The following is a 25,976-nucleotide window of genomic DNA, read 5'->3' as shown; positions in this document are numbered from 1 at the left end:
CTTACGTCTCAGTCCTCTGTGCCGGCGTGCGCATGATGCAACGCCCGTTGAACGTTGAACCTTCTTCAATAACCAATTGCCGCGCCTGGATATTTCCTTCCACGCGGCCCGTGGCGGCCAGCCGCAAAAGGCCGCCCGTACTGACATTGCCGAAAATCTGTCCGGCTATGGCAATGCGTTTGCCCGCCAGCGCGTCGGCATTCAGGCGGCCTGTTTTGCCCACGTCCACCTCCTGCGAACATTCGAGTTTGCCTTCCACAAGCCCCTCGACCCGGCACGAGGTTGCCCGGACGTTGCCCGAAATGAGCGCGGTCTGCCCAAGAAACAGCTTGCCGTCCACAATGACATCCCCGTCAACGCGCCCGCAGATTTCGGTCTCGGACCCGCTGGTCATCGATCCGCCGATGATCACGCCTTCGGGCACGATCATGCGCTTGGGCGTCACGTTTTTCGCGCGCCGGATAGCGATATCGTCGGCCGACACCGTGGTGGAATCGGACAACTCCAGTTCGCCGGTCTGCGAGGAATCTCCGCCCCGGCTTGTCTGGAGCATTTCCTGAAACGACGTGCTGATTCGGTGAAAAAACGAATCACTTTTCGCGGCCTTTTCCAGTTCCGCATAGGAATCGCCGCTGCCGCCCGCATCGGGTAAATCCGCATCCAGCGCCAAGGGTTTTCGGCGTGCCACATCCGTCATATCGTCACCTGCCATGTTTTTTGCCATAGTCAGACATATCCCAGCCGGTTCGCCAAATCCGCCACGCAGGCCGATACTTTCTGGGCCGGATGGCTCACGACGAACGGCGTTCCCGCGTTGACGCTATCTGAAACGAGTTTGTCGAAATAGATGAAACCGAGATTAGACGGCTCGATGCGCAGATACTGCCGCGCATATTTGGCCAGTATGTTGGCCGCGATTTGCGCCTCGTAGGCATTGTGCGCCTTGTTGACCACGATCTTCGGGCGTAGCGATTGCGCAAGCGCCGTCATTTCGCCGCATACCTGCTCGCGCACTTCGGGTTCGAAGACGTCCGACACCTGAATCGCGTCCAGGAAGTCTGTCAAGGTCTCGTTGCGCTTGAGCAACAACGCCACCTCCGGCGACTGGTAGAACCGCTCGATCCGGCGAAACAACGCCGCCCGAAGAAACTTGAACGCGTTGTCAATGCTCGTCTTTTCCGGCGTAATTACGAGAATCCCGTTGTTTTCCGTCAAGAGGAAAAAATCGAGCGTGTTCAAATGCGCGCCGGCGTCCAAATCCACGATGATCAAATCCGCCTCGATCTGGCGAAGTTCCCGAATCAGGGCCAGTTTCTGCTGGTATTTCGGATTGGCGACATCGAGCAGGCCTGTGGTGCCCGGCACAAGACGCAAATTTTCGAACGGCGTGTCGCACACCACCGCCCCCAGATTTTTCCCGCCTTTCTGATGGAAAAAATCGTCGAGACGGCGGTCTGATCGCGTGCCGAGAAAAGTCTCGATGTTCGCGCAACTCAAATCCGCATCCACCAAGACGACCCGATAACCTTTTCGCGCAATCTCGACCGCTGTGTTGACGGCAAAACAACTCTTGCCCACACCGCCTTTTCCCCCGCCAACAGCAACGATTTCCGGGGTCTTCCTGGGGACGTTCTGTTCCGCACAGAGATACACCGCCCAAGATCTCCGATTCCGTTGGATGCAGCCCTGCATCATTTTCGGATACCAGCCGTCACGCTACCACACTAATCGCCGGTGTGTCAAGAAAAAATAGACCCAAACAACCCATTCTCTCCTCCTCTTTTTTCTCGTTCTCGTCATCGGCATCGTCATGCCAGCCCCCGGCGATCCGGAAATTTCTGAAACTTTTCCGAGTACGCGGGAATAATGTAACGAAAACAGGCGTCCTACGGTATCAATGATATACCGGGCGGTTTCCTGAAGCCCGAAGCGTTTTGGCGTGGATGACAAGGAGGTGTTGAAAGATGCGGTTCTTTTCATGGAACCCATGGCATACGCCGATGCCGTCGAGCATTGCCTATGGGCAATCGTTCCCGGTGGTGTTAGGCCCGGCCGGTTCCCATGAAGAAATAGATGCGGCTGCCCAAGAAAACGGCGACAAGGTGGTCTACATCCCGATCTACATGGGCTGGCTGTAACGTTTTTACCCGATATTCGAAACCCCACGCCGCTGCAAGCCTAGTGCTTGCAGCGGTTTGCGTTTTTTCTTCTCCTGTGCCGCCGCGGATGGGGCGGCCAAGGATTTTTCCCCAAAAGTCCATCCGCTTGGATTGAAGTGCGAAGAACAGGGCGGCCGGTGTACAATCGCGGCATGGTTGCGCGATGTTGAACCATCAGAAAAACGCTGCATGACTATACGACAAGGAACCGTTCTTCCCGAAAAAGAGATCGCGATGCCGATCGCCCTTTCGGTTGTCTATCTTTTCCTGGCATTGGCGGGAACGGGCTTGAATCTGGTCCATTTGGAGATCGGCGCGGGCATCGTCAAATCCCTGCCCGCCATCTTCCTTGCCGCATGCGCATGGGCCTACTCGCGCCCACGGTTCGGACCCTGGGTCGCGCTGGGCGTCGCGCTCGGTTCTGTAGGCGATTACAGCCTGTCGAACGCCGAACGTTCGTGGTTTATGGCGGGACTTGGCGCATTCCTCGCCGGACACGTCGCCTATTCCATCGCCTTCGCGAAAGATCTGCGATGGACTCCGGCACGAGCATGGATCGTCGGCGTGTGTACGCTGGCGATGGCCGCCTTGACGGCCGCCGTGTCCATTCGCATGGCGCACGCAAATGCGTTCGCCGAAATTCCGCCCGTGTGCGTGTACGTGACGGTTATGGGCGTCATGATGGCGCTGGCCGTGTTTCACGAAAGTCCGACGCGGCTTATTGCGGCCGGCGCCGTCGTCTTCGTCATTTCCGACGCCCACATCGCCGTCAACCACATGCTGCTCGATACCGCCCGCCTCGGCCTCGCCCTCTCCGGCTACGCAACCTACTACCTCGCGCAATATCTCATTGTGGCCGGCGCGATCGCCGAAGCAAGGCAATGGGCGGCGGTTTCCACAAATACGATGGAATAGCGCCGACCGCAATACCAATGACATCACATCGCCATATAATATTCATGGCCTTCAATATCCAAGAAATCCGGTTATCCTATTCAAGGAATGTCCAACCGCGATGTGCGCATGTGCCCCGTGCCGGTGTACAATCGTTCTGTAAATGACCCGGTACGGGACAAACCACGAGGAGTACGGCGCATGAAAGAGCACAGGGGATTCTGCGCGATGCTGGCGCTGTTGGCGGCACCGGTGGTACTGGCGACGGCGGGCGCGGCGCAGGGCGCGGGGTTGTCGGGCAACGTGGTGGACGGGCAGGGCAAACCGGCCACCGGCGTCTTCCTGATGCTCATGACGCCGCAGTGGCAGCCAAAGACCTTCACTAATTCCGGATCGGACGGGACCTTCAAACTGGACGGCGCGGCCAAGGGCGACCTGATCATCTGCCAACCGCCGACGATCAAGAACGCCGAGGGCCTCGAACTCTTCAGTCTCCAACCGCGCATTTACCAGATGGGCGACAAGTCCGCGGCGACCTTCAAATTGCCCGCGGCGGGATGCCTGATCCTCCGCGGATACGATGCAAGCGGCCAATTGATGCGTTTCGAGGATTACGAGAAAAGGGGGAAGTTCGCCGGGCAATTCTGCGGCGTAACGGGCATGGGCGGCGAACTCAAACCGCCGTGCTGCTGGTGGGTGCACGACAAGGAATCGGGCGGATTCGGCGCGAAACGCGAAAAGGGCCTGCCCGCCTTCATGGTCGAACCGAAAGAGCGTTTCATCATTCAGATGCTCTATTGGGAAGTCCCCGGCTATGGCAAATTGCTTCTGCGCGCCGACAACGGCGGACAAGGCTTCGCCGTCAATGCGCCGGGCGAACACGCCATTATCCAGGTGGCCGTCGAATTGGCGCGCACGGCCGTGGACGACCTCGTCAAGCGCGCCGACGCCTATCCGGCGGATGCCAAGACAAAAATAGAAGAGGTAAAGACAAAACTGGCGGACGCCATGAAACTGACCGACGAGCCGCAGCGCAACCAGGCATCGAACGGGGTGCTTTCCGCCGCGTTGAAATTGCGGGACGACCTCGAACTGGCGGCGGCGGAAGCGGCGATCCCGTCGGTGCGCAAGGGCAAACTCCAGATCCAAGTCGCCGATGCGAAAGGCGCGCCCGCAGCGAAGTGCAAGGTGCATATCAGGCAGACAAGCCGCGATTTCTCGTTCGGCGTGCTTGAAGGCAGTCCCTATAACGCCAAGGCCTATGAGCAGGCGCGGCAAGAGGGATTCGATCTGGCCACGGTCTTGCTCGGCTGGAACTGGACGAAACCGGACGGCGACGACTGGAGCGGTGTGGACCGCACCTTTGGCGTCAGCGCGCTCAAGAAACTCGGCTACGCCGTCAAGGGCCACGGCGTCATTTTCCTGCAAGGCTACGGCATCATGCCGGATGCCGCCAAGACAATGAAGACCTCCGACCTGCCCAAGGCGATTCTCGATCACGAGCAAGTGCTGATGGAAGGGGCCATCGGCAAACAGATTGACATCTGGGAGGTCATCAACGAACCCGGATACACGAATGTCGTGAATTTGCCGCGCAAGGACGTTGTCGAACTGGCAAAGGCCTCCGCCAGACTTGCCAAGGAACGGACCGGCAAGCCGACGCTCATCAACAGCGGCCACGACATCAATTTCGGATCGAAATACCTGATGTACGACACGGACGGCAATCCGTGGGACAATTATTCGACCACCTACCATGAATTCCTCTTGGAACTGCAACAAGCGGACGGCCTAAAGGACATTGATATCGTCGGGCTTCAGATTTATCCCGGTTCGCATCTCAGCGCCCTGTTCGGCGGCATCGAAACGCCGGCCTTCACGCCGTCATGGGTATTGGACACCGTCGAACGCTATGCGAAAGATTTCGGAAAACCGATCCACATCACGGAATTTTCGCTTCCGTCGTATTACGGCCCGACGTGGAAATGCGGCTACTGGAAGGACAAGTGGAGTCCGCAGGTCCAGGCCGACTATGCCGACATGGTGTATACGTTCGCGTTCGCCCATCCGAGCGTGCAATCGGTGACATGGTGGGGTATCTCGGCGCTCAAGCCCGATGTCGAGACGGGCTGTCTGTATGACCGCATGTACAAGGCCAAGCCCGTCCTCGAACGCATCCGGCAGCGCATGGCCGCATGGACGACGGAACTGGACGCCGAGACGGACGCTTCGGGCGCGGCTTTGCTGGAGGGATTCGGCGGCGAGTACGAAATCACCGTCACAATGCCCGATGGCAAGACAACCACCGCCACGGCGCATATCAAGGAAAGAGACACGGCAACGGTCACGATCAAGCCGGGGAGCGACAAGTGAAACGACTGAACGTTCTTTATCTGATCCGCACATGGGCCTTTGGCGGTTCGCATACGATCATTCTCCTGTTGATGCGGCATCTGCCGAAGGACCTGTTCAACATCACGGTCGTGCCGTACGACACGTGGACGGGGACCGACCAGCAATTCGTCAACGCCGCGGAAAAGGAGGGGTTTACCGTCGCCCCGGATCGTATTCCATGGCGGTCGCGCACGGCGTGGTTCGCGGCGCGCAACAAGATTGACGAGTTGATCAAGAAATACGACATAGACCTGATCCACGCGCACGACACGAATTCGATTGTGTTGACCGGCGTCGGATACAAGCGATGGCCGTGCGCGCTCGTAGGCAGTCCCTACGGCTGGTGGCAACCGAAGTTCCACATCCGCGCGCATATCAACCATTGGATGGAGCGCAACCTCGGCCTGCCGAACATGGACCGCGTGATCACCGTCTCGAACGACATGAAAGCAAAGATTCTCTGGGGCCGCACGCCGGAAGAAAAGATCCGCGTCATCAACACCGGCCTCGATCTGTCGAAGTTCGACAAGGGCGCGCCGCGGGAGGAAGTCCGGAAGGCGTTTGGAATCCCCGACGGGGATTGCGTCGTCGGCGCCGTGAGCCGCCTGTTCGCCGAAAAGGGCCACAAGTATTTGCTTGACGCGTTGAAACTGGCGCGCAAGGACGCGCCGCACCTGCGCGTGATGATTGTCGGCACGGGCGACCTGCGCCAGCCGCTCGAAGCGTATGCCCAGGAGATCGGTGTGGCCGATCGGGTCATCTTCACGGGATTCTACGAGGATCTGCCCGGCGCGTTGCGCGCCATGGACGTGTTCGCGCAACCTTCGATTCTCGAAGAGGGATTTCCGACTTCGGTGCTCGAAGCACAAGTCGCTGGGTTGCCCGTGGTGGCCTCGCACATCGGCGGCACGCACGAAACCCTCGACGTGGGCAAAACGGGCCTGCTCGTGCCGCCGAAGGACGCGCCCGCGCTGGCTTCCGCCTTGACGGAACTCGCCAATGATCCCGAACGCCGCCGCGTCATGGGCCGGGCCGCGCGCCAATGGATCGAACGGTCGTTCACGCTCGAGGACATGGTGCGCAAAGTCAAGGATACCTATCTCGAAGCATGGGACGAATACCAGAAACGACGCAAATGAACCGCTATTTCGCATACGTTGCATGGCCGTTCTTGCTCGTGCTCATGCTCGAAATCGAAAGATCGAAAAACCGAGCGTCGTCTTGCTGCGTGAACGCTCTTGTGGATTCCGCCGTCTTATCCATTTGGCATCAAATTGGGCGGCAGAGTACGAGTACGAGCATGAACACGAGCACGAGATGTAGTCATGTCCGCTTGCTTCAAGCATGGGCAGAGAGCGGGGGCGCCCACGCATGAGAATCGGAATTGACGCACACGCCATCGGAACGCAAATCGGCGGAAACGAGACCTACATCCGCCAACTGTTGCGCGGACTTCACATGGTCGCGCCCGAAACGGGGATTCTGGCGTTGGTCCACGCGGATCAACACGGCAAGCCAGACGCCGGGGAAGGTTTTCCGACGTACCCGTTGCCTGTGCGTTCCTCATGGTTGCGCGTGCCGTTCGCCTTGCCCTGGATTGCCCGAAAGGAAAAACTCGACCTCATTCAAGTCCAGTACAGCGCGCCGCCGTACAGCCCATGCCCGTATATCGTCGCGCTGCACGACATGGTCTGGATACGCTTTCCGGAAACCTTGCCAATCATTGACCGGTACCGTTTGGCGTGGCTCGGCACGGGGACGGTCCGGCGCGCCCGCCGCGTGTTTGTCCTGACCGAGGCCATGAAACGCGAAGCGCAGGAATTCTACGGCGCGCCCGCGGAAAAGATTGACGTCGTGTCGCCTGCCGTGGATTTCATCTATCATCCCATCGCCGACCGCGAAGAACTGGATGCCGCTCGCGCGAAATACAATCTGCCGCCCGAATTCATCCTTTACGTCGGCGCGTTGCAGCCGCGCAAGAACCTCGTCCGGCTCGCGCAGGCCTTCGCGCGCCTGAAAGATCGCGGCCTGCCGCATAAACTCGTCTTTACCGGTAAACGGACGTTTTTCGGTCCCATCGCCGAGTCCATCGAAGCGTTGAACTTGGGCGACCGGCTCGTTTTCACCGGATATGTCGCCACGGAGGATCTCCCGCGCCTCATGTGCGCTTCGAGCGCTTTCGCCTACGTCTCGCTCTATGAAGGATTCGGCATACCTGTCGTCGAGGCACTGGCTTGCGGCGTCCCGGTCGTTACCTCGACCGACCCGACGATGATGGAAGTTTCCGGCGGAATTGCAGAAACCTGCGATCCATTGAGCGTGGACGCCATCGAGGCGGGACTGATCAAGGCCCTGACCGACGACGCTTTCCGCCGGCGCTGCCGCGAAGAAGGCCCGAAATGGGCCGGCCGCTACTCCCTCGAAAACATGGGCAAAGCCGCCTTGGATGGATACCGGAAGGCTTTGCAATAAGAGGCCATCTTGAAGCGTTGGACAATTTTTTACCGAAGACTGCCAAGCATGAGAGTACCGTGTTCTCGGAGTCGTAAACGTTTCGGAATGTAACGCCGATTTCCAAATTGGCTTGATAAAATACGAAATCCCGATTTGGAAATCGGCGCTGCAAGGCAGCCATTTTCATTTTTCCCACAAGATCTCGTTGCCTGCTCCGACATGAAATTGCCCAGAACGGCTATCTTCGTGGAACTTCTCATCCTGTTGCCTCAAGAACGCGGTACGCTCAAGCGCCAAGGGGAGCCGGTTGCATTGTTTCCTCTTCTTCCCGCATGCTGTCGCCTGTATGAATTCAGATTCCGAAACCGTAATGTCGTTCCAAAGCGAGATGGAAGCCTGCTTGGCTCAATCGAAACTCGCATCCATGGGCATTCGCGCGCGCGTGCACCGTTTCAGCCGGTATCGCTCCCTGGCGTCGGGGGGATATCAGTTGAAAGTCGCGCGATCGGATCTGGACAGGGCGCGGCACATATTGAACGAAACCGCCGGAGCCGAAATCGATCTCGACGAATATATCAGCAGCGACGACGAATCCTGCCCGCGATGCCCCGCCTGTCGTTCAGCCAACGTAGATGTTCAACCGCTGCCGCTCGGGGTGTCCCTGTTTGCGATTGCCCTGCTGGGTCTTCCGTTTCTGTTCATTCACCGGGACTGGTCATGCCGGAAATGCCATGCTCATTGGCGAACCTAACACGGTTTGCGGGCCAACCTAAAACTTCCATTTGGGAACGATCTCACCCCCTGCGGGACTGGCCGGCAGGGGCGGCTCCGCCTGATCCGTGGAGCGGTCGGCCGGATGTTCCTTCAAGTACTTCTCGATCTTGGGATCCTTGATCTTGACATCCTGCGCGTAGATGGGACTCGACATGGCCAGCATCTCGAAGGGACCGAATCCCGCGTCTTTTTTGCCCGGCGCGGCGATTACGCGGACACGGTACACACTGTAGTTTTGCGGGGTGTGATCGAAACGCACCGTGAACGGGTTCCCTTCGATCTTCTTCGAGATGAGGGGACGTCCGTTCAACAAGATTTGGATTTCGCCGGTCTTGGCGCCGTCCACCGTCGCCTCGAAGGAAATGGGAATGTTGAGCGGCACGATGCCACCGATGGACGTGTCGAACGAACCGTCCTTGAGGATATCGGCCACAAACCGCAGCCGTGGTCCTTTGGGGCTTGCGGCCACGTAAGTGCGGCCCCGGCGCATCCCGTCAAGGATGCCTTTCACGGATTTTTCCGGGGCTTGGACAAACGTCGCGGGCGATCCCATGGGCACGCCGGGACTGCCCGTTCCGCTACCGCCGATCACCGCGGCCTTCAAGCCGCGCACCAGTTCGGCGTCGTAGAAAATCGAAGCCTGTCCGTTGGCAGACAACCCGTTGGTCGCCGCGGCAAGGGCCATCGAATGCACGAACAATCCGTCCTTGCGTTCCTTGAGATCCTCGCCCAATTGGTGAAGCGAAAGAGGCGGCACGGAGCGCCAGCCGCGATTCCAGACTTCCATGCCGTTGACGAAGGACAATCCCCATTGCCACGGCGCGGTCGGGAAACAGGGATGCGCAATCGCGAAGAAACCGCCCTGCGCCTGAATGAGATCCACCAGCGCCTGGGCCTGCGGGATATCATCAACGAATTCGGGAAAGGTCCGCGGCCCGTACAACAGCGCCACCCCGCGTTGATCGCTGCCCCATTCCAGCGCGGGAATCAGCACCACGGAATCGGATCGAAACCCGGGATCCGAACAGGCATCCATCGTGTTGCGATCCGTGATGGCCAGAAAATCCAACCCGGCGCTTTCAGCGCGCCGCACCAGTTGCGCGGGCGATTCCTTGCCACCGCCGAAGGTCGATCGGGCATGTAATTCGCCGCAATACCAGGCTTCTTTCTTGTCGAAAACGCGATCGTCGAAAACGAGGGTCGGACGTCCGGGAATGCTGGCGGCATTGTAGGGATCGGTGCCGCATGCCTTTTCGACACGGTCTATCACAAAATCGCGATCCTGGTCGAAATCGAGGAGGGCAAGACTCCCCGCGGCGCCCTCGAGCAGATTCGTCAGCAGGTATGCGGTTTTTCCCTCCTGAACGGACAGATCCTTGGTATCCACCATGACGGGGATTTTTTGCCACCAGATATACACGTAGGCGCGATAATTGCCGGCGGGCACATCCGCCGTGAGCCGGCCCATGGGCGCTTCGATCCGCAACGGTTTGGGCAGCGTCGTGGGATTCTGCAACTCGACGCGCGCGGGAATGTCGTTGCCGAGCACGTCCGTGATGTTGATTTCGAGACAGCCCTTGGCGCCCGGCGCAACCGGCGCGGCGCTTGGCGGGTTTGAAGGCGGGGAAGGCGGCGTCTCCTTGGCCGGAGACCGCGCATCGGCGAAAAAACACGCCGCAAAAACCGCCAGCGCCGCCCAAGCCGACAGACGCCATCCGCGGCCTCGCGGCTTGGCTGCCTTAGGGACACCCCATAAATGCGTCATGGGAGTAAACGGGTCTTGATATTTTCCCATAGAAGATATATTCTAGGAATCTGATGGGCGTTGTCTTTGTTCCCTCGATGGCACTGGGAATCTGATCGAATTGTTTTCATGGCCGCTATTATACATGGCGTTGCCGAAAACTGAAACCCGTCGAGGGCGTTGCGTGGAAGGGCTGAGCGGATCGAGCCGGGCGGAGTGCGCCCGCGAACATAACGGAAAAGGAGCCAAATCATGTTATCCAGCATTGACATCCACAGCAGTGTAGCCGTGTACGTACAGATCGAAAACCATGTCCAGTTCGCGATATCATCCGGCCGTCTCAAGGCCGGCGATCAACTGCCGTCCGTCCGTGAACTTTCGGAACGGTTGGGAGTCAACCCCAACACCGTGGCCAAGGCCTACCGCGATCTCGAAGTGATGGGCCTGTTGTATACGCGGCGGGGCATGGGCGTGTTCGTCAACAAGAATATCGAACTCAAGTGCCGCGAAGATTGCCGCCGCCGAATCATTGGGCGCCTTCATGAAGTCGTCGCGGAAGCCAAGGCCGCCGGCATGGTGCGCCGCGAAATCCTCGATGTCGTCGAAGCCAGTCTGGCCATGGACGCCACCCCCTACGGCGAAACACCGGCCGTTTTGACCGCCATGGCCAAGCCCAAGAAGGCAGCCAAGTAACTTCAGTCCAATGCGCGGGCGGCAACCGGTGCGAAATATCCACACAAGGTATAGTTCCGACAGTTTTTAGTGACCGATTGCGCATTTTTGAAAAACCAACCCGGCTTGTTCATTCATTCCAGACCTTTAGGCCCATTCCGGGGGGAATGGGCTTTTTTCCTTCTTGCACGGATTCCGCTTTTCTCATAATCCGTCCGGCAAGACAAGAAAGAAGGGGTAAAATAACTATTGACATTTTCCGGCATCTGTCATATACTTCGATGTGTAGGGCCAGCATCTTGGGCGATGCTGCACGGAAACAAGCATCTTTAGACGTGGTAAATTCTTGACGAAGGCACCAAGGCGGTGGTGGATACAAGAATAAAAGACGGCGCAATGGTGGAACGGCAAACCGGCACGGCGGAAACAAGTCATTCGGAAAATGAACCCGATTTTGCCGGACGTGTCACCCATGGCGCGAAAGTGAAACGCGGACAGCTCGGCGCCGTGCAACAAGGCCGTTATGGGACCGGTCCGGCGCCCTACGGCTACCGCCGCGGGCACGAAGGCGAAAAGCCGCTGGTGGTGGATGATCGGGAAGCCGAAGTGGTGCGCATGATTTTCCGCGAATACCTCCGTCACCGCAGCACGGGCAAGGTCGTCGCCTACCTGCATTCCCGGCAGGTGTTCACCCGCAAGGGCAACAAATGGTCGCGGCAGGCCATCGCCATTATCCTCTCCAACCGCACTTACCGCGGGCGGGTCACCTACGGCGACGTGGAGACGGAAGGCATCCACGATCCCATCATCGAACCGGCATTGTTCTACAAGGCCAACGCCCTCAAGGAAATGAAGCGCCGCCGCAGACAATTCAAGAACGACGAGGAACTCGGGGCCGAAGCGTAGCCGGACGCCTCTTCCGTGTCAGGCAATACCGCTCTTGGCCACAGCGGTTGGTCGGCCTAGAATAGAGGAGAGTTCGACGTTGGGCAAGGCGGGCGTCCGCGTGACAATTTCCTTGGCGCCGTCGGGCAGCATGATAAAAGTGTCTTCGGATTTCACGCCAGGGGCGCTGGGGTTCCATGCAAACGCGTGACCGAACGGGGTGTCCATGTCGAGAATGCCCTTGACGGCCTCGCGCCATTGGGGATCGAGAATGGGGAAGGGTTCGCCGGGCGCGGCTTTGCAGGTGCGGCCCGCGTAGCCGGTCGCGCCGCCCTGGTGATGGCGATGCCATTCATCCGGATCGAAGCCGAGGTCCACGTAGGCCCTTTGGCAATCCGCAAACACATCGCCCAGAGTCCGGCCCGGCTCGGTCGCCTCGTGGAGAAGGGCGTCCACCGCACAGATGCGCGCATGGGCGCCTTGAATTCCCTTGGGCAGGTCACCCACTCGCTTGAACCGCGTCATGGACACGACGAGTCCCTCGCGCATAAACCCACCCACGACCATCACATAGCCCTTGACCGGGCATTCATCCGGGCCGCCGGGCAGCAGGGACGAAACAACGGGCAGCGGGTGGCGATAGCGCATGATACGTTCGTCGGCGGCGACAAGAATGACCGGTGTCAGGCAGCGACGCCTGGCGCCTTCGGCGGCAAGCAGGGCCGCAATGTCGGCTTCGGTCTGTCCCGGCTTGATGGCATTGATCGTGGCCGTCATCGCATCTGCGGCGAGTTTCCCCAGGCGGCGGTATTTCTCCAGTTCCTCAAAGGTCAGCAGCGCGCGCAAATATGCCAATTTGCCGTTGACATTTTCGCCCAGCGATCCGTCGTCCGAAACGAAAGACCCGGAAAATTCCTTTTTCACCAGTGCAGCCGGCGACCCGTCGAACCAGAAGAAATCGCGCGACTCGCATTCGAGACAGGAGAGTTCCTCCGCCATCACGCGCGTCGCCTCGATGTTGTTGCCCATAAAAAAGGCTTTTCCGTCTTTCGTGACGAAAAGGCTGCATGCGCCCATGTCGGTGGCCGTGGAAACATAATTGCGCTTGCCGCCCGTAGCCATCGCGAAATTGTCCACGCGCGACAACAGGATGCCGTCATGCTTCTGCTGGCGTAGAAACGCCTGAATCAATGCGAGCCGCGCATGAAAAAGCCGAAGTTCGGTCACGATTATTCCTCCCGGTTGGAGCGGTTGTTCATGATCATTGAAAAGGACGGGGCCATGCTCATGTGTTGAAAAGACGCTCCGTCTCGATGATCTTTTTCACCATTTATTTTGAAATTCCGGAAACGGCATCCCATTCCTGCTGTACCTCCGGCGGAAGGGCAATGCCGCGATCGCGGCACCGTTCAGCCTCGGCGCGGGCCTCGTCGAGTTTGCCGCATTTGATCAGGGCGCGGAGAAGCAACGGGCGGAAATGCGCAATGTCAGGGTTGATTTGAAGCGCCTGTTGCAGCGGCGGAACGGCCTCCAGCCATTTCCCGCTTTTCAACAGCGCATGGCCCAGTGCGCCCTGCATGGCCGGATCGAATCCCTCAAGTCCGCACGCCGTCCGGTAGTGTTCAATGGCGTTCGGCAAATCGTTCACGCTTTCCAGGGCCAGTCCCAATTGGAAATGCGCCCTTGCCGAATCCGGGACTTGGTTCACCAACGCGGCCCAGCCCTTGGCGCGTGCGGCCGCGCCGCCCTCTTTTTCGAAAAGGGCATTCAATGGATCGTAAGACTCGAAGTTGCGCGGATTGATCAAAATGGCTGCGATATAGGCATCTTTTGCCTCCGAAAAACGTTCCAGTTTCTCCAGCAACCGGCCGCGTTCATACTGGGTCTTGGCGTCGGCGTCGCACAGGGACAGCGCGGTTTCCAGTTCCCGCAAGGCTTCCTCCGTCTGGCCGGCCTGGGTCAACGCCGCTCCGAGCAGGCGGTGCGTGGCCGGGCGGTAGGGGTATTGTTCAGCCAGCACCCGCGCCTGCTGTATCGCCTCCTCGGTGCGGCCGCCCTCCAGAAGCGTTTCGGCGTAACGTGTCCGCAGCAGGCGATCGTTTTTCCGATATTCCAGGGCCTTCCGGTAGCCTTCCGTAATCCCCGGCAAGATATCCGGGCCCAATGCCGCTTCAAGGGCGGTGATTTGTTGATCCAGTTCCGGCGTGGGTCTCTTCCACCACATCCGGTATCCCATGACAACGCCGCGCAGATGCTTGAGCAACACGCCGGGCGACAACCCCAAACGTTGTTCGCATTCGCTCATGGCCGGCGGAATCGGCCCGCCTTGGATTTCACCCCGCGCGGAGGACGGCAGCAATGCGGCTATCTGGACGAACAACTCGCGTGCAATGACGTAATTTCCGGGAAAGGTCAGATGCACATTATCGTAAAAAAACTCGCTGCCGGGAATTCCGCCGGGGCTTTCATTCGCAAGGACGCGCGCCATGTCGAGAAGATGCACGCGTTCCGATGCCCAAGCCGCCGCTTCCTCGCGCACAATTTCATTCATGCGCGGCATTACGCGGGAGTGGAATCCGTCGAGATTCCATGCGGACTTAAAATGGACGGCGGCCTCCCCGGTTTGTCCGAGCGCCAAGAGGCACTGGCCAAGCCGGAACTGCAATTCCGCGTGCGTTGAATCGATGGCCTCGGCGGCCCGGTACGCCCTTGCCGCCTCGTCCCATTGCTCCCGCGATTGGCTGGCGATGCCCGCCGAATAATTATCTTGCCATTGCTGAAACCGTTCGGGGGGCAGGTCCGTCCGGTTTGTGCTGGTTTGCGGCGGCCATTGGCGCTGGTTGCATCCCACGGTGCAGAGCAACACATGGGCGCCCGCGTCGCGTCCCGCCCGGATAATGTCTTGCAAATTGGAGCGAAAATGGCGGCTGGATCGCTCCATGCGCGGATCGTCGGGCGAGGCGATCTGTTCCGGGTTCTCCGGGGGCGCATGCCACGGAACCCGGCCATGGGCGGTCAGCAGTTGAACCAGCCGCAAGTCCCGCAGGAAAAAACGCACCCGAATCGCATACAGGGACGACAGGAACGAATCACGCGGCGTGGCCAGCGCGCCAAACGGTCCGTTGATTTCGTTGTTGCCCATGTAGACTGCCAGAAAATCCGGTTGGATACGGCGGCAATCCCGCGCAATTTCGCGCAATGCATAGGAATTGATGCCCGGTTGCGCGAGGATGTACAGGTCGAAACGGGCCTTGGGAAATTGTGCTTCGAGCATCGCCTCCAAAATACGGCCGAAACTGAACGCAAAGTCCGGCGGCACACCCAACGCCGCCGATTCACCCAAAATGACTATCCGGATCGAATTTTCCGGTTTTTTGCATGGAATGTAGGTTTCGGCATCCTGCCACATGGTATCGATCGGCAACGCGAAGAACTGTTGAAAAAAGGCCCCGTTCGTCACATGGTAATCCGTGCCGCCGAGATGTTCCCGCGTAAACACCCGTATGGAACGGCCCTGTCCGGCTAGGCGAAGAATCACCTCGATGCCGGCGAGCAAAAGGGCCGCCAAAGCCAGCATTGCCAGCGCCTGCATCACAATCCGGAACAGGCGCATGCCCCCCCGCGTCCCCGGCTTTTTCGAGGCAGGAAAAATTGAATGATCTCCTAATTCGGTCATGGATTCAATGTTCTCAGGCGAAAGAACCGTGTAGCGCGCAGACTTACCGGCTCCGCGGCAACCGAATCTGCGGATCGTCTCCTCAATAATCGTTCGGCAACCGGCCGAGTTGCGCGAGCGAGAATACCGGACCTTCCTTGCACACATAGACAGGGCCGCAGTTGCAACGTCCGCACTTGCCGATGCCGCATTTCATGCGGTTTTCAAGGCTCGTGTAAATATCTTCTTGGCCGATGCCCATCTTGTCCAGCACGGGCAGCGTGAACTTGATCATAATCGGCGGACCGACGACTAGCGCGACGGTGTTGTCGGCGGGAATTGCGGACCGTTCGATGACGTGCGGAATCAAACCCACTTCATGCTTCCATTCGGGCGTTTCGCCGCCGGGATCCACGCACCGGATCACGCGCGTCCGTTCGCGCTGCTCCCACTCGTCCAATTCGTTTGCGAACACCATGTCGCCGACCGTCCGCGCGCCGTAGACAATCGTGATGTTACCATATTTGGCCCGGTTTTCGAGCGCGTACCAGATTGCGCAGCGGATCGGCGGCATGGCAATGCCGCCGCCGATGAAGATCAGGTTCCGGCCTTCCCATTGCTCGACGGGATAACTGTTGCCGTAAGGCCCGCGAAACCCAATCGTGTCGCCCTCGTCCAAGCGCCACAGCACATCCGTCACTTTGCCGGTCCGGCGAAAGCAGAACTCGATGAAATCTTTCCAGGTCGAACTCGAACAGATGTTAAAGGTTGATTCGCCCGTACCAAAGGCGGAAAACATGCCGAACTGCCCCACACGAAACGTGAATTTCTCCGCGACCGCCGGATCGCGGAACCGGATGCGTACGGACTTCACATCGGCGGTATGCTGGGTGACTTGGAGCACTTCCATCAATTCGGGTTTGTACACATTTTCCATGACCTACCCTTCCACCGGCACGAACGCGCGCAGTTGCTCGATCGTGTTGAGCACGCCCAGCCCGACCGGGCAGTTCCGCGTGCAGTTGCCGCAACCGGTGCATAAGACTTCATTGAATTTTTCGGGATAGATGCGAAACTTGTGCTGGATGCGCTGGCGCTGGCGTTGGCCCTGCGTCGCGCGCGGATTGTGGCCCGACGCATGCATCGTAAACATGCCGAACTGGCAACTGTCCCAGTTCTTGACGCGCACCCCGCCCAATGCCGTGCCTTCGTCCACGATGTCGAAACAATGGCAGGTCGGGCACACGTACGCGCAGGCGCCGCAGCCGAGGCAGCGCAACACAATCTCACGCCACGCCGGGTCTTCGTAGTTGCCCTCCAGCCGTGCGCGAATTTCGGCAATGTCGAATTTGACCGCCGGACCCGCCGGTACGGGCGCCAACTTGTCGGAAGTCTGCGTCTTGCCCGCGAAGATCGCTTCGCCCTTCGGTGTTAGACACCGCACCTCGAAGCCGCCGTCCATCGGAATTAACAGCGCATCCGCGCCTTTCTCCGCAATGGGTCCCAATCCCACGGACGTGCAAAAACACTCGTCGTCGAAATCCATGCAGCCCACCGCGACAATCGTCGTCGTCGCGCGGCGCACGTTGTAGAACTCGTCTTTGTAGTCCCAGTTGAACACGTGGTCGAGAATCGCGACCGATGCGGCATCGCACGGCCGTGCCCCGATAATCACCTGTTCGACGGGGTCGGATTTGCAGTCATCCAGTTCGATGGCTTGACCTTTGAACCGGTAGGTAAAGATTGGCTCCGTGCGCGGAAAGAAAAATTCCTTGATTGAATTAGCGGGATGCACGAAACCGCCGAACAAAAGCGCCTCGACATCCGTCAGCGGCGCATAGTGAACGAGATCGTCCTTTACGCGGACCGGGCCGACGGCTCGCTTGCCCTGCGCAATCCATTCGTTCACAAGCCGTTTCAGGGCGTCGAGTGTAATCGTCTGGCTCACAGAATAAAGTTCTCCTTGTCTTCCAGGGCGTACGAACCGATAACCGGCGGCGTGTCCTTGTCCATACCGGCGCGGTAGGCGAAATGTTCTTCGGCGGCACGAACCAGCGACAGGTTCAACAGCGATAGATCAATGCCCGCCGGGCACACCCGCGCGCATTCCCCGCAACTCACACACCGCCCGGCCTGATGGAACGCCCGCGTAATCTGCCACGCAAAATTGCCTTTCAACGTCGCGGACGTGTCGAGCACCGTCGGGCGGTTCTTGTCAACGATGCACCGATTGCAGTAACACATGGGGCAGACTTCGCGGCATGCGTAACACTTGACACACCGCGACAGCTCGTTCATCCAATATTCAAGCCGTTCCGCAAGTGGTTTCTGAAGGAAAGCGTCCAGTTCGGCGAACAGCCCCTCGCCATCGGCCTGAACGTTCGACACGCCAATCGTCTCGTCGGCAAACCGGGGCACATGGACACTGCACGCGGCGCATTTCGCCAGGCGTGGCGAGCCGACGCCGTCGCACGCCATGCCGATGACGTAAATGTCTTCACGCTTGAACTGCGATTCCTGTTCGAGCACGACGACGGCGCGTTCATCGCAGCCCTTGACGACAATGGCGGGTTTTCCGAGCGCCTTGATGTCCCGCCGCGTCAGGTACGTGGCCAGATTGTTGAAACACCGGTCGTTCCAGACCAGCCGATTCACCTGGTCCGGACGTGTCACGAATACCGGATGGACCGGTCCCTTCGGGGCGTCCTGTCCGTAGCCGATGACGACGTTAACCGTGCCTTCTTCAAGCAGGCGTTTGCACGTCTCGCGCAGTTGTTCAATCATACGCCGGCCTCGCAAACGCGGCGGTAGCCCTGATAAGGCCCCATCTGGCGCGTCTTCTCGGTAATCTCCGTGATGGTCTGCTGGAATTTCTTCGCCTCGGCGGCGGAAATCCACGCAAAGTGGATGCGTTCGAGGTCAATGCCCATCGTTTCAAGCAGCGATCGGAACAAGATCCAGCGCCGCCGCGCGTGATAATTGCCCGCCGTGTAGTGGCAGTCGCCCGGATGGCAGCCTGAAACAAGGACGGCGTCCGCGCCCATTTCGAGCGCCTTGACGATCAGGTTGAAGTCAATCCGCCCCGTGCATGGCAGGCGCACGATCCGCACGTTGCTCGGATATTCGAGACGGTTCGTGCCCGCCTGATCCGCGCCCAGATACGTGCACCAGTTGCAGACGTAGGCGACGATTTTCGGTTCAAATGCGTTTGTGTCGCTCATATCAGGTTCTTCACCATTTCATAGATTTGCTGTTCGCTGAAACCGTCCAAATCCACGCTCTTGGACGGACACACCGCCACACACGTGCCGCATCCCATGCAAAGGCCGGGATTGACGCGCGCGGTATACTTCACCAGGTTGCCCTTGCGATCACGAATCTCGGCCTTCTCGATAGCCTGATAGGGACAGGTTCTGACACAGGCATAACAGGCCGCGCATGTAATTTCGTTGACTTGGGCGATTTCGGGTTCACGCGTCAATTCGCCCTTGCCGAACATCACAAGCACTTTGGCCGCCGCCGCGGACGCTTGTGCGACCGATTCGGGTATGTCTTTCGGCGCCTGACACGCCCCCGCGACATACACGCCCGCCGTGTTCGTTTCAACGGGGCGCAATTTGGGGTGTGACTCGGACAGGAATCCAAACTCGTCGTATCCGATCTTGAGTTTCTGGGCCAAATCGAGGATGCCGTCGGCCGGGCGCATCGCCGCCGCGAGCACGACCATATCCGCCTCGATCGTCACCGGCGTGCCCGCGAGCGTGTCCGCCCCGCGCACGATCAGTTTGCCGTTTTCTTCCGTAATCTTCGAGACGCGCCCGCGATAATAGTTCGCGCCGTCCTGCTCGATGGCGCGCCGGACGAATTCGTCATAATTTTTTCCACCCGCCCGGATGTCCATGTAAAAGACGTGCGCCTGGCCTTCGTGGACTTTGTGCTTGAAGAGCATCGTATGCTTCGCGGTGTACATGCAGCAGATCTTCGAGCAATACGAGAGGCCCTTCGCGCAATCGCGCGAACCGACACACTGAATGAAGACGACATTCTTCGGCGTTTCGCCGTCGGAAGGCCGCTTGAGTTCGCCGCCGGTCGGCCCGGATGCTGAAATGAGGCGCTCGAACTGAAGCGCGTCGATCACATCCTTGTACTTACCGTAGCCGTACTCGCCATAGCCGGCGAGTTTCTCGTTTGGCTGATCTTTTGAAATCGTATAGAGTTGATAGCCCGTTGCCACAATGATCGCGCCGACATCCTCCGTGACAATCTGATCCTGATCCTCAAAATTGATCGCTCCGGCGGCGCATTTCCGCTTGCACGTCCCGCAGGCGTCGCGCAGGAAATGGAAACACGCGTCGCGGTCAATAACCGGACGTGCCGGCACCGCTTGCGGGAACGGGATGTAGATGGCCTTGCGCGTCGAGAGGTTATAGTCGAAACTGCTCAACGATTTGCGGGAAGGACACCTGTTCCAGCAGTCGCCGCAACCGGTGCATTTGTCCATGTCTACATAGCGTGCCTTCTTGCGGATATTGACCTTGAAGTTGCCGACATACCCGTCAACCGACTCGACTTCGGAATAGCTGTACAGTTTGATGTTCGGATGCTGGCCGACTTCGACCATGCGCGGCGTCAGGATGCACTGCGAGCAATCGAGCGTGGGAAACGTTTCGGACAGTCCGGCCATCTTGCCACCGACGGAAGGCTCGCGCTCGACGAGCACAACCTCGAAGCCCGCGTCCGCGATGTCGAGCGAGGCCTGAATACCGGCCACGCCCGCGCCGATTACCAGCACGCGCCGGGTCAAGGGCACCTTGATCGGTTCGAGCGCGCGGTTGCGAAGCACCTTCCCAACGGACATGCGGATCAGGTCCACGGCTTTCGCCGTCGCTTCTTCCCGGTCGTGATGCACCCATGAACAGTGCTCGCGAATGTTGGCCATCTCGACCAGATACGGGTTCAGTCCGGCAGCCTTCGCGGCAGCGCGGAAGGTCTTCATGTGCATATGCGGCGAACAGGAAGCCACCACAAGTCCGTCGAGTTTTTCGTCGCGGATCATGTCGCGGATCATGCCCTGTCCCGGATCCGAACACATGTACTTGTAGTTGACCGCGCGGCGCACGCCGGGGATTTCGGAAATCTCCCGCGTGGCGCGCTCGACGTCAACCGTCCGCGCGATATTCTCGCCGCACCAGCAAACAAAAACGCCTATTCGTGCCATTCGTGCATGTCCTCAAGAGAGTAGTCGGCAGTCAGTAGCCAGTAGCCAGTAATCGCGAAGGCGACAGCAGAACGACGAGAGTCGAGTGGGAACGATCCACTGCGTACACCATGTCTATCGCATCCACGTTGCACTTCGCACTCCGTTCAGTCTTCCGCCACAACTGGCTGCGGAACCGGTTTGGGTTCCAACACAACGAAATGGCGGTCAATGCCGATCGCGCTCTTGTCGAGCCCCAGCGCCAAGCCCACCAAATCGGAAAGGTAATAAATCATCATGCCGTGCTCGACGCCAAACGCGCGCTCGATGTCCGGCTGTTTCATGTCGAGGTTCACATGGCACATCGGACATGCCACGGCGATGCAGTTCGCGCCGTGATCGGCGGCGTTGCGCAGGATCTTGTTCGACAAATCGAGCACGGTTGCCTCCGCCGCCATCGTCATGCCCGCGCCGCAGCATTCTGTCGCATAATTCCATTCAACCGTCCTCGCGCCCAGCGCCTCGACAATCGTTTCCATCGAACGTGGACGCTCGCAGTCGTCGAATTGCACGACCTTCGGCGGACGCGTCAACAGGCAACCGTAATAACAGGCCACGCTCAGGTCTTTGAGCGGGTTCTTCACCGCTTCCGCAATGCGTTCCACGCCGGCCCTCATCAACAACTGGATGAGATTGATGACCTCAGCGCGGCCGTCCACCTTGACTTCAACGATATCCGAAATTTCTTTCCGCAACGCCGCGTCGTCACCGAGACATTTCCGCGCCTTCAGCAACTCCATCGAGCACATCGGACACGGCGCGAACACTTCGTCGAACCCGTCGCGCTCGGCGATGCCAAGGTTTCGCGCGGGCAATGCCACCGCCAAGGTATGGTTCAGCGAATGCGCCGCCGTTGCCCCGCAACAGATCCAGTCGTCCAATTCCTTGAGTTGCACGTCCAGCACGTTCAGACACGCGCGGATCGATTTCTCGTAGTCGTTCGACGAGCCGTGCAATGCACAACCGGGATAGTAACCAACTTGCGCCATCAAGCCGTTCCTCCAGCGGCATGTGCCTTCGCGGCCGCTTCGCACCGATCGAAAATACGCTGGACGACGCCCCTGTCGCGCACCTTCTCGCCCACCAAATGGAACTTGCCCCGCTGCATGAGTTTCGGCGCCAATAGCGCGTCTTTCATCGCCAACGGCACGTTGAAATCCTTGAAAAACGCCTGCCGCTTGAACTGCGCAATCAATTCGACCTCGCTCACGCGGCCATTCTTGCGGATATTGTCGAGGAACGCCCGTTGGAACAGGAAGATGCGCTGCTGTTTCTCCGGGACAATCCCCCTGGCCACCGCCTGGTGCCGCACCGCGTCAATCACGCCTGCGCAATCCACGTCCTGCGGACACCTCGCCGTGCAGGTTTGGCAGGCAAGGCAGGTCCAGATGGCGAGGCAGTTCCGGGCTTTGTCCAGCAGATTCGCCTGGACAAGCCGCAGGATCTGGTTCGGCACGACATCCATTTTGTCGGCAACCGGACATCCTGCCGTACATTTCCCGCACTGATAACAATTCTCGACCTTGGTTCCTTCAAACCCAGGTACACGCTGAGACGCCGTCTCCGTCATTGGGGTAATTCCTTGCTCCAGTGAGATGCAGGCTACCTGCGGAATGTCCCAATTGTAGCAGAGGTCCGCATATTCGTCAAAAAATAGGTCAAAATGAGGAGTATTTTATTCCTTCCATGCCCGGAAGGTGCCCGGATATGCATGCCGGCGTACGATTGTGATATATTCGGCCATTCCCTTTTTTACATCTTTGGAAGCATTGCAGTTGGGAGGCCAATCGAATGTCCAGCGGAGCGTATGATCATCGCGCCATCGAAACGAAATGGCAGCGGTATTGGTTGGAGAACAAGACTTTCAAATCGGAAGTTGACCGGTCAAAACCGAAGTACTACGTTCTGGACATGTTTCCGTATCCGAGCGGAGACGGACTGCACGTCGGTCATCCGGAAGGGTATACGGCGACGGACATCGTCGCGCGATTCAAGCGCATGCGGGGATTCAATGTGCTGCATCCGATGGGCTGGGATGCCTTTGGCCTGCCGGCGGAACGCCACGCCGTGCGCACCGGCGAGCATCCCGCCATCATCACGAACAAGAATTGCGAGACATTCAAACGTCAGATTCAGGCGCTCGGCCTTTCCTACGACTGGGACCGCGAAATCAACACAACGGACCCGGCGTACTACAAGTGGACGCAGTGGATTTTCGAGGTGCTTTTCGAGCGCGGACTCGCCTACCAAACGGAAGCCGCCGTAAATTGGTGCCCGGCCCTCGGTACGGTGCTCGCCAATGAAGAGGTCAAGGACGGCAAGTACGTCGAGACAGGCGATCCGGTCGAAAAGCGGATGATGAAGCAGTGGATGCTCCGGATCACCGCGTACGCGGAGCGCCTGCTCGAAGACCTCGAAGACCTCGATTGGCCGGAAGGCATCAAGGCCATGCAGCGCGAATGGATTGGCCGCAGCGAGGGCGCGGATGTCGTCTTTGGCATTGACGGGTCGGATAAGACGTTTACCGTCTTCACGACGCGCCCCGATACGCTGTTCGGCGCAACATATTGCGTGTTCGCGCCGGAGCATCCGCTCGTCATGGAAGTGACGACGCCGGAACAGCGCGCCGCGGTGCAGGCGTATGTCGAGGCGGCGTCGAAACGCAGCGCGCAGGACCGTATGAAGGACGAACGCGAGAAGACGGGCGTGTTCACGGGCGGCTACGCGATCGACCCGGTCAACGATGCACGCATCCCCATCTGGATCGCGGACTACGTCCTCGCCGAATACGGCTACGGGGCAATCATGGCCGTGCCGGCGCACGACACACGCGACTATGAGTTCGCGAAGAAATTCAATCTGCCGATCATCGAAGTCATTTCGGGCGGCGATATCGAAAAGGAAGCCTTTACGGGCGATGGCGTGCTCGTCAATTCGCCGCTCATCAACGGGCTGCGCGTGCCCGATGCGAAAAAGAAGATCACGGCGTGGCTCGAAGAACGCGGACTCGGCAAAGGCACGATCAACTACCGGCTTCGCGACTGGCTCTTCTCGCGGCAACGTTATTGGGGCGAGCCGTTTCCGCTTGTGACGCTCGAAGACGGAACGGTGCGCGCGATTCCGATGAAAGACCTCCCGCTCGTATTGCCGGAACTTACGGATTACAAACCGACGCCCGACGGCCAGCCGCCGCTCGCCCGAGCCACGGAATGGGTCAACACAACCGATCCCGTTACCGGCAAACCGGCTGTCCGCGAGACGAACACGATGCCGCAATGGGCCGGTTCCTGCTGGTATTTCCTGCGTTTCTGCGATCCGCAAAACGATAATGAGGCATGGTCGAAAGAAGCTGAGTCATACTGGATGCCCGTTGACCTTTACGTCGGCGGCGCGGAACACGCGGTGCTGCATCTCCTCTACTCGCGGTTTTGGCATAAGGTGCTCTACGACGCCGGGTACGTCTCGACGAGGGAGCCGTTCATCAAGCTCTTCAATCAGGGCATGATTCTGGCCTACTCGTATCAGGACGACAACGGCAAGTACTACTATCCGCACCAAATCGAGAAACGCGACGACGGCTATTTCGTCAAGGAAACCGGCGTGCCCGTCAAGGCCCAAGTCGAGAAGATGAGCAAGTCGCGGTACAACGTCGTAAATCCCGACACGGTCGTGCAGGAATACGGCGCGGACGCGATGCGCCTGTACGAAATGTTCATGGGACCGCTCGATCGCGAAAAGCCGTGGACCGACGAAGGCATCCAGGGCGTATTCCGCTTCCTCAAGCGCGTCTGGTCGCTGTTCGTTACCGAAGACGGATCGCTCCATCCGCGCATCGTCGAACAGGGCGGCGACCCGGCGATGATTCGCGTGTTGCACCATACGATCAAGGAAGTCACGCAGAACATCGAAAGCCTGCTGTTCAATACCGCCATCGCCCGCATGATGGAATTTGTCAACGCGGCATTGAAGGCGCCGTCCATTGACCGCGCAGTTATGGAAACGTTTGTGCTTGTCCTTTCCCCCTTCGCGCCGCACATGGCCGAGGAACTCTGGGAACGGTTCGGCCATGCAAACACGCTCGCCTACGAACCATGGCCGGTCCACGACGAGGCACTGCTCGTTGAGGACACCATCGAAGTGCCCATCCAAGTCAACGGCAAACTCCGCGCCGTCATTACCGTGCCCAAAGACGCGGACAAGGACGCGATCCTTGCCGCCGCGAAGGCCGACCCCAAAGTCGCCCAACACCTCGCCGGCAAGACCATCGTCAAGGAAGTCTTCGTCCCCGGCAAACTTGCAGGTTTCGTCGTGAAGTAGAATAATCGTCGTGAACCCGTTGGGAGACTGGATATCCAATGGATACAGTCACACCTGAGGTCGTGGACAAGATCGCCGATGCGATCCGCCGCGCGGTCTCGCCTGTACGCATCATTTTGTTCGGCTCCTACACGCGCGGAGAGGCAGGGCCCGACTCGGACCTCGACTTCCTCGTCATCGAGGACGAGCCGTTCGGCCCCGGGCGTTCGCGCTATCGGGAAATGGACCGTTTGCGGCGCGCCACCGACGTTGCCACCGTTCCCATGGATATCCTCGTGTTCAGTTCCGACGAAGTCGAGAAATGGAAAGACACGGTGAATCATGTCGTCCGGGAAGCGCTTCACGAGGGAAAAATCCTCTATGAACGATCCTGATCGCGCAGCCGCGATGTTCATCATGGCAAAGAAGGATTACGACGCGCCGAAGCTCATGGTGAAGAAGCCGGGCTTTGCTGATGAGGTATTCGGTTTCCACGCACAAGAAGCGGTCGAAAAGGCGCTCAAGACTTGGCTGATCTCGATTCAGCATCAGTACCCGAAGATTCATGATCTTCGCACACTTGCCCGTTTGTTGCGAGAATCGGGAGAGGAACTTCCTGAACATTTTGAAGGACTGCTCGAATTGTCCACATTCGGCACCGTGTTTCGTTACCAATCATACGAACCCTTTGACGACTACCTGGATCGCGCCGGCGTCGTGAAGAAGATTGGAGATTTCATGTCCCTTGTTCGGGACCGTTGCGGACTGCCCGAATAATGCCAGTCTCAGGAG

General features: G+C 58.9%; 23 protein-coding genes. 11 read left to right on the top strand and 12 right to left on the bottom strand.

Translation table 11 applies throughout. The annotated features are described in order from the left end of the window. Nucleotide 1: 1 nt before the first annotated feature. Together P5540_02145 and P5540_02140 are read right to left on the bottom strand one after the other, a co-directional pair. Nucleotides 2-697, bottom strand: coding sequence for a polymer-forming cytoskeletal protein (locus tag P5540_02145; GenBank protein HRT63603.1), 696 nt, complete (start codon nucleotides 695-697; stop codon nucleotides 2-4). A gap of 29 nt (nucleotides 698-726) precedes the next feature. After that, the gene (locus P5540_02140; GenBank protein ID HRT63602.1) at nucleotides 727-1,692 is read right to left on the bottom strand and encodes a P-loop NTPase; all 966 of its coding nucleotides are present in this window, start codon (nucleotides 1,690-1,692) and stop codon (nucleotides 727-729) included. Between the two features lie 272 nt (nucleotides 1,693-1,964). On the opposite strand from P5540_02140, the gene P5540_02135 reads away from it, so the two are divergent. The 6 genes from P5540_02135 (at nucleotide 1,965) to P5540_02110 (ending at nucleotide 8,652) form a co-directional block, all read left to right on the top strand. Further along, entirely contained in the window at nucleotides 1,965-2,138 is a 174-nt protein-coding gene (locus tag P5540_02135; protein ID HRT63601.1) for a hypothetical protein, read from the top strand. Between the two features lie 210 nt (nucleotides 2,139-2,348). After that, complete coding sequence (locus tag P5540_02130) at nucleotides 2,349-3,074, top strand: lysoplasmalogenase (protein HRT63600.1); 726 nt, start codon at nucleotides 2,349-2,351, stop codon at nucleotides 3,072-3,074. A gap of 180 nt (nucleotides 3,075-3,254) precedes the next feature. Further along, complete coding sequence (locus P5540_02125) at nucleotides 3,255-5,426, top strand: hypothetical protein (protein HRT63599.1); 2,172 nt, start codon at nucleotides 3,255-3,257, stop codon at nucleotides 5,424-5,426. Next, a complete protein-coding gene (locus P5540_02120; GenBank protein HRT63598.1) occupies nucleotides 5,423-6,586 on the top strand; it encodes a glycosyltransferase family 4 protein in 1,164 nt (387 codons plus the stop codon). Before P5540_02125 ends, P5540_02120 begins: the two co-directional genes overlap by 4 nt. Before the next feature lie 232 nt (nucleotides 6,587-6,818). Continuing rightward, nucleotides 6,819-7,919, top strand: a complete 1,101-nt coding sequence (locus tag P5540_02115; GenBank protein ID HRT63597.1) for a glycosyltransferase family 1 protein — start codon at nucleotides 6,819-6,821, stop codon at nucleotides 7,917-7,919. A 382-nt stretch (nucleotides 7,920-8,301) separates the two neighbouring features. Continuing rightward, on the top strand, nucleotides 8,302-8,652 hold the full coding sequence (locus P5540_02110) for a hypothetical protein (GenBank protein ID HRT63596.1): 351 nt from the start codon (nucleotides 8,302-8,304) through the stop codon (nucleotides 8,650-8,652). 18 nt (nucleotides 8,653-8,670) lie between these two features. On the opposite strand, the gene P5540_02105 is transcribed toward P5540_02110, so the two are convergent. After that, nucleotides 8,671-10,470, bottom strand: coding sequence for a CehA/McbA family metallohydrolase (locus tag P5540_02105; GenBank protein ID HRT63595.1), 1,800 nt, complete (start codon nucleotides 10,468-10,470; stop codon nucleotides 8,671-8,673). 201 nt (nucleotides 10,471-10,671) lie between these two features. Between P5540_02105 and P5540_02100 the strand changes: the two genes are divergently transcribed. Together P5540_02100 and P5540_02095 are read left to right on the top strand one after the other, a co-directional pair. Next, nucleotides 10,672-11,112: a GntR family transcriptional regulator gene (locus P5540_02100; GenBank protein HRT63594.1), complete on the top strand. Its 441-nt coding sequence runs from the start codon at nucleotides 10,672-10,674 to the stop codon at nucleotides 11,110-11,112. A gap of 345 nt (nucleotides 11,113-11,457) precedes the next feature. After that, nucleotides 11,458-11,997: a recombinase family protein gene (locus P5540_02095; protein ID HRT63593.1), complete on the top strand. Its 540-nt coding sequence runs from the start codon at nucleotides 11,458-11,460 to the stop codon at nucleotides 11,995-11,997. 18 nt (nucleotides 11,998-12,015) lie between these two features. On the opposite strand, the gene P5540_02090 is transcribed toward P5540_02095, so the two are convergent. From P5540_02090 to P5540_02050, 9 genes are all read right to left on the bottom strand, one after another. Next, nucleotides 12,016-13,203 (bottom strand): M24 family metallopeptidase, encoded by a 1,188-nt coding sequence (locus P5540_02090; protein HRT63592.1) that lies wholly within the window; start codon nucleotides 13,201-13,203, stop codon nucleotides 12,016-12,018. Nucleotides 13,204-13,306: 103 nt separating this feature from the next. Next, the gene (locus P5540_02085; protein HRT63591.1) at nucleotides 13,307-15,589 is read right to left on the bottom strand and encodes a tetratricopeptide repeat protein; all 2,283 of its coding nucleotides are present in this window, start codon (nucleotides 15,587-15,589) and stop codon (nucleotides 13,307-13,309) included. A 145-nt stretch (nucleotides 15,590-15,734) separates the two neighbouring features. Further along, nucleotides 15,735-16,568, bottom strand: a complete 834-nt coding sequence (locus P5540_02080) for an FAD/NAD(P)-binding protein (protein HRT63590.1) — start codon at nucleotides 16,566-16,568, stop codon at nucleotides 15,735-15,737. Between the two features lie 3 nt (nucleotides 16,569-16,571). Next, a complete protein-coding gene (locus P5540_02075) occupies nucleotides 16,572-17,579 on the bottom strand; it encodes a 4Fe-4S dicluster domain-containing protein (GenBank protein ID HRT63589.1) in 1,008 nt (335 codons plus the stop codon). Further along, entirely contained in the window at nucleotides 17,576-18,415 is an 840-nt protein-coding gene (locus tag P5540_02070) for a 4Fe-4S dicluster domain-containing protein (GenBank protein HRT63588.1), read from the bottom strand. The genes P5540_02075 and P5540_02070 overlap by 4 nt, the downstream gene beginning before the upstream one ends. Further along, on the bottom strand, nucleotides 18,412-18,852 hold the full coding sequence (locus tag P5540_02065) for a hydrogenase iron-sulfur subunit (GenBank protein HRT63587.1): 441 nt from the start codon (nucleotides 18,850-18,852) through the stop codon (nucleotides 18,412-18,414). Before P5540_02065 ends, P5540_02070 begins: the two co-directional genes overlap by 4 nt. Beyond that, on the bottom strand, nucleotides 18,849-20,849 hold the full coding sequence (locus P5540_02060; GenBank protein HRT63586.1) for a CoB--CoM heterodisulfide reductase iron-sulfur subunit A family protein: 2,001 nt from the start codon (nucleotides 20,847-20,849) through the stop codon (nucleotides 18,849-18,851). Before P5540_02060 ends, P5540_02065 begins: the two co-directional genes overlap by 4 nt. Nucleotides 20,850-20,995: 146 nt before the next feature. Further along, entirely contained in the window at nucleotides 20,996-21,877 is an 882-nt protein-coding gene (locus tag P5540_02055) for a CoB--CoM heterodisulfide reductase iron-sulfur subunit B family protein (protein HRT63585.1), read from the bottom strand. Continuing rightward, the gene (locus tag P5540_02050) at nucleotides 21,877-22,458 is read right to left on the bottom strand and encodes a 4Fe-4S dicluster domain-containing protein (protein HRT63584.1); all 582 of its coding nucleotides are present in this window, start codon (nucleotides 22,456-22,458) and stop codon (nucleotides 21,877-21,879) included. The genes P5540_02055 and P5540_02050 overlap by 1 nt, the downstream gene beginning before the upstream one ends. Before the next feature lie 221 nt (nucleotides 22,459-22,679). Here P5540_02050 and leuS point away from each other — a divergent pair, with 221 nt between their 5' ends. Genes leuS through P5540_02035 form a run of 3 tightly spaced genes read left to right on the top strand, consistent with a single transcriptional unit; the run spans nucleotide 22,680 to nucleotide 25,961 of the window. Next, a complete protein-coding gene (gene leuS, locus P5540_02045; protein HRT63583.1) occupies nucleotides 22,680-25,205 on the top strand; it encodes a leucine--tRNA ligase in 2,526 nt (841 codons plus the stop codon). Between the two features lie 38 nt (nucleotides 25,206-25,243). After that, on the top strand, nucleotides 25,244-25,579 hold the full coding sequence (locus P5540_02040) for a nucleotidyltransferase domain-containing protein (GenBank protein HRT63582.1): 336 nt from the start codon (nucleotides 25,244-25,246) through the stop codon (nucleotides 25,577-25,579). Then, nucleotides 25,566-25,961 (top strand): HEPN domain-containing protein, encoded by a 396-nt coding sequence (locus P5540_02035; protein HRT63581.1) that lies wholly within the window; start codon nucleotides 25,566-25,568, stop codon nucleotides 25,959-25,961. Before P5540_02040 ends, P5540_02035 begins: the two co-directional genes overlap by 14 nt. Nucleotides 25,962-25,976 lie beyond the last annotated feature (15 nt).

This window comes from Candidatus Hydrogenedentota bacterium, assembly GCA_035450225.1.
Lineage (GTDB): Bacteria > Hydrogenedentota > Hydrogenedentia > Hydrogenedentales > SLHB01 > DSVR01.
This window is presented reverse-complemented; position numbering and strand designations above follow the sequence as displayed.

What these genes read in the sequence shown, in the direction of transcription:
- P5540_02145 (HRT63603.1), bottom strand. Translation starts at nt 697, where the DNA reads ATGACGGATGTGGCACGCCGAAAACCCTTGGCGCTGGATGCGGATTTA.
- P5540_02140 (HRT63602.1), bottom strand. Translation starts at nt 1,692, where the DNA reads ATGCAGGGCTGCATCCAACGGAATCGGAGATCTTGGGCGGTGTATCTC.
- P5540_02135 (HRT63601.1), top strand. Translation starts at nt 1,965, where the DNA reads ATGCGGTTCTTTTCATGGAACCCATGGCATACGCCGATGCCGTCGAGC.
- P5540_02130 (HRT63600.1), top strand. Translation starts at nt 2,349, where the DNA reads ATGACTATACGACAAGGAACCGTTCTTCCCGAAAAAGAGATCGCGATG.
- P5540_02125 (HRT63599.1), top strand. Translation starts at nt 3,255, where the DNA reads ATGAAAGAGCACAGGGGATTCTGCGCGATGCTGGCGCTGTTGGCGGCA.
- P5540_02115 (HRT63597.1), top strand. Translation starts at nt 6,819, where the DNA reads ATGAGAATCGGAATTGACGCACACGCCATCGGAACGCAAATCGGCGGA.
- P5540_02105 (HRT63595.1), bottom strand. Translation starts at nt 10,470, where the DNA reads ATGGGAAAATATCAAGACCCGTTTACTCCCATGACGCATTTATGGGGT.
- P5540_02100 (HRT63594.1), top strand. Translation starts at nt 10,672, where the DNA reads ATGTTATCCAGCATTGACATCCACAGCAGTGTAGCCGTGTACGTACAG.
- P5540_02085 (HRT63591.1), bottom strand. Translation starts at nt 15,589, where the DNA reads ATGCGCCTGTTCCGGATTGTGATGCAGGCGCTGGCAATGCTGGCTTTG.
- P5540_02080 (HRT63590.1), bottom strand. Translation starts at nt 16,568, where the DNA reads ATGGAAAATGTGTACAAACCCGAATTGATGGAAGTGCTCCAAGTCACC.
- P5540_02070 (HRT63588.1), bottom strand. Translation starts at nt 18,415, where the DNA reads ATGATTGAACAACTGCGCGAGACGTGCAAACGCCTGCTTGAAGAAGGC.
- P5540_02065 (HRT63587.1), bottom strand. Translation starts at nt 18,852, where the DNA reads ATGAGCGACACAAACGCATTTGAACCGAAAATCGTCGCCTACGTCTGC.
- P5540_02060 (HRT63586.1), bottom strand. Translation starts at nt 20,849, where the DNA reads ATGGCACGAATAGGCGTTTTTGTTTGCTGGTGCGGCGAGAATATCGCG.
- P5540_02055 (HRT63585.1), bottom strand. Translation starts at nt 21,877, where the DNA reads ATGGCGCAAGTTGGTTACTATCCCGGTTGTGCATTGCACGGCTCGTCG.
- P5540_02050 (HRT63584.1), bottom strand. Translation starts at nt 22,458, where the DNA reads ATGACGGAGACGGCGTCTCAGCGTGTACCTGGGTTTGAAGGAACCAAG.
- leuS (HRT63583.1), top strand. Translation starts at nt 22,680, where the DNA reads ATGTCCAGCGGAGCGTATGATCATCGCGCCATCGAAACGAAATGGCAG.
- P5540_02040 (HRT63582.1), top strand. Translation starts at nt 25,244, where the DNA reads ATGGATACAGTCACACCTGAGGTCGTGGACAAGATCGCCGATGCGATC.
- P5540_02035 (HRT63581.1), top strand. Translation starts at nt 25,566, where the DNA reads ATGAACGATCCTGATCGCGCAGCCGCGATGTTCATCATGGCAAAGAAG.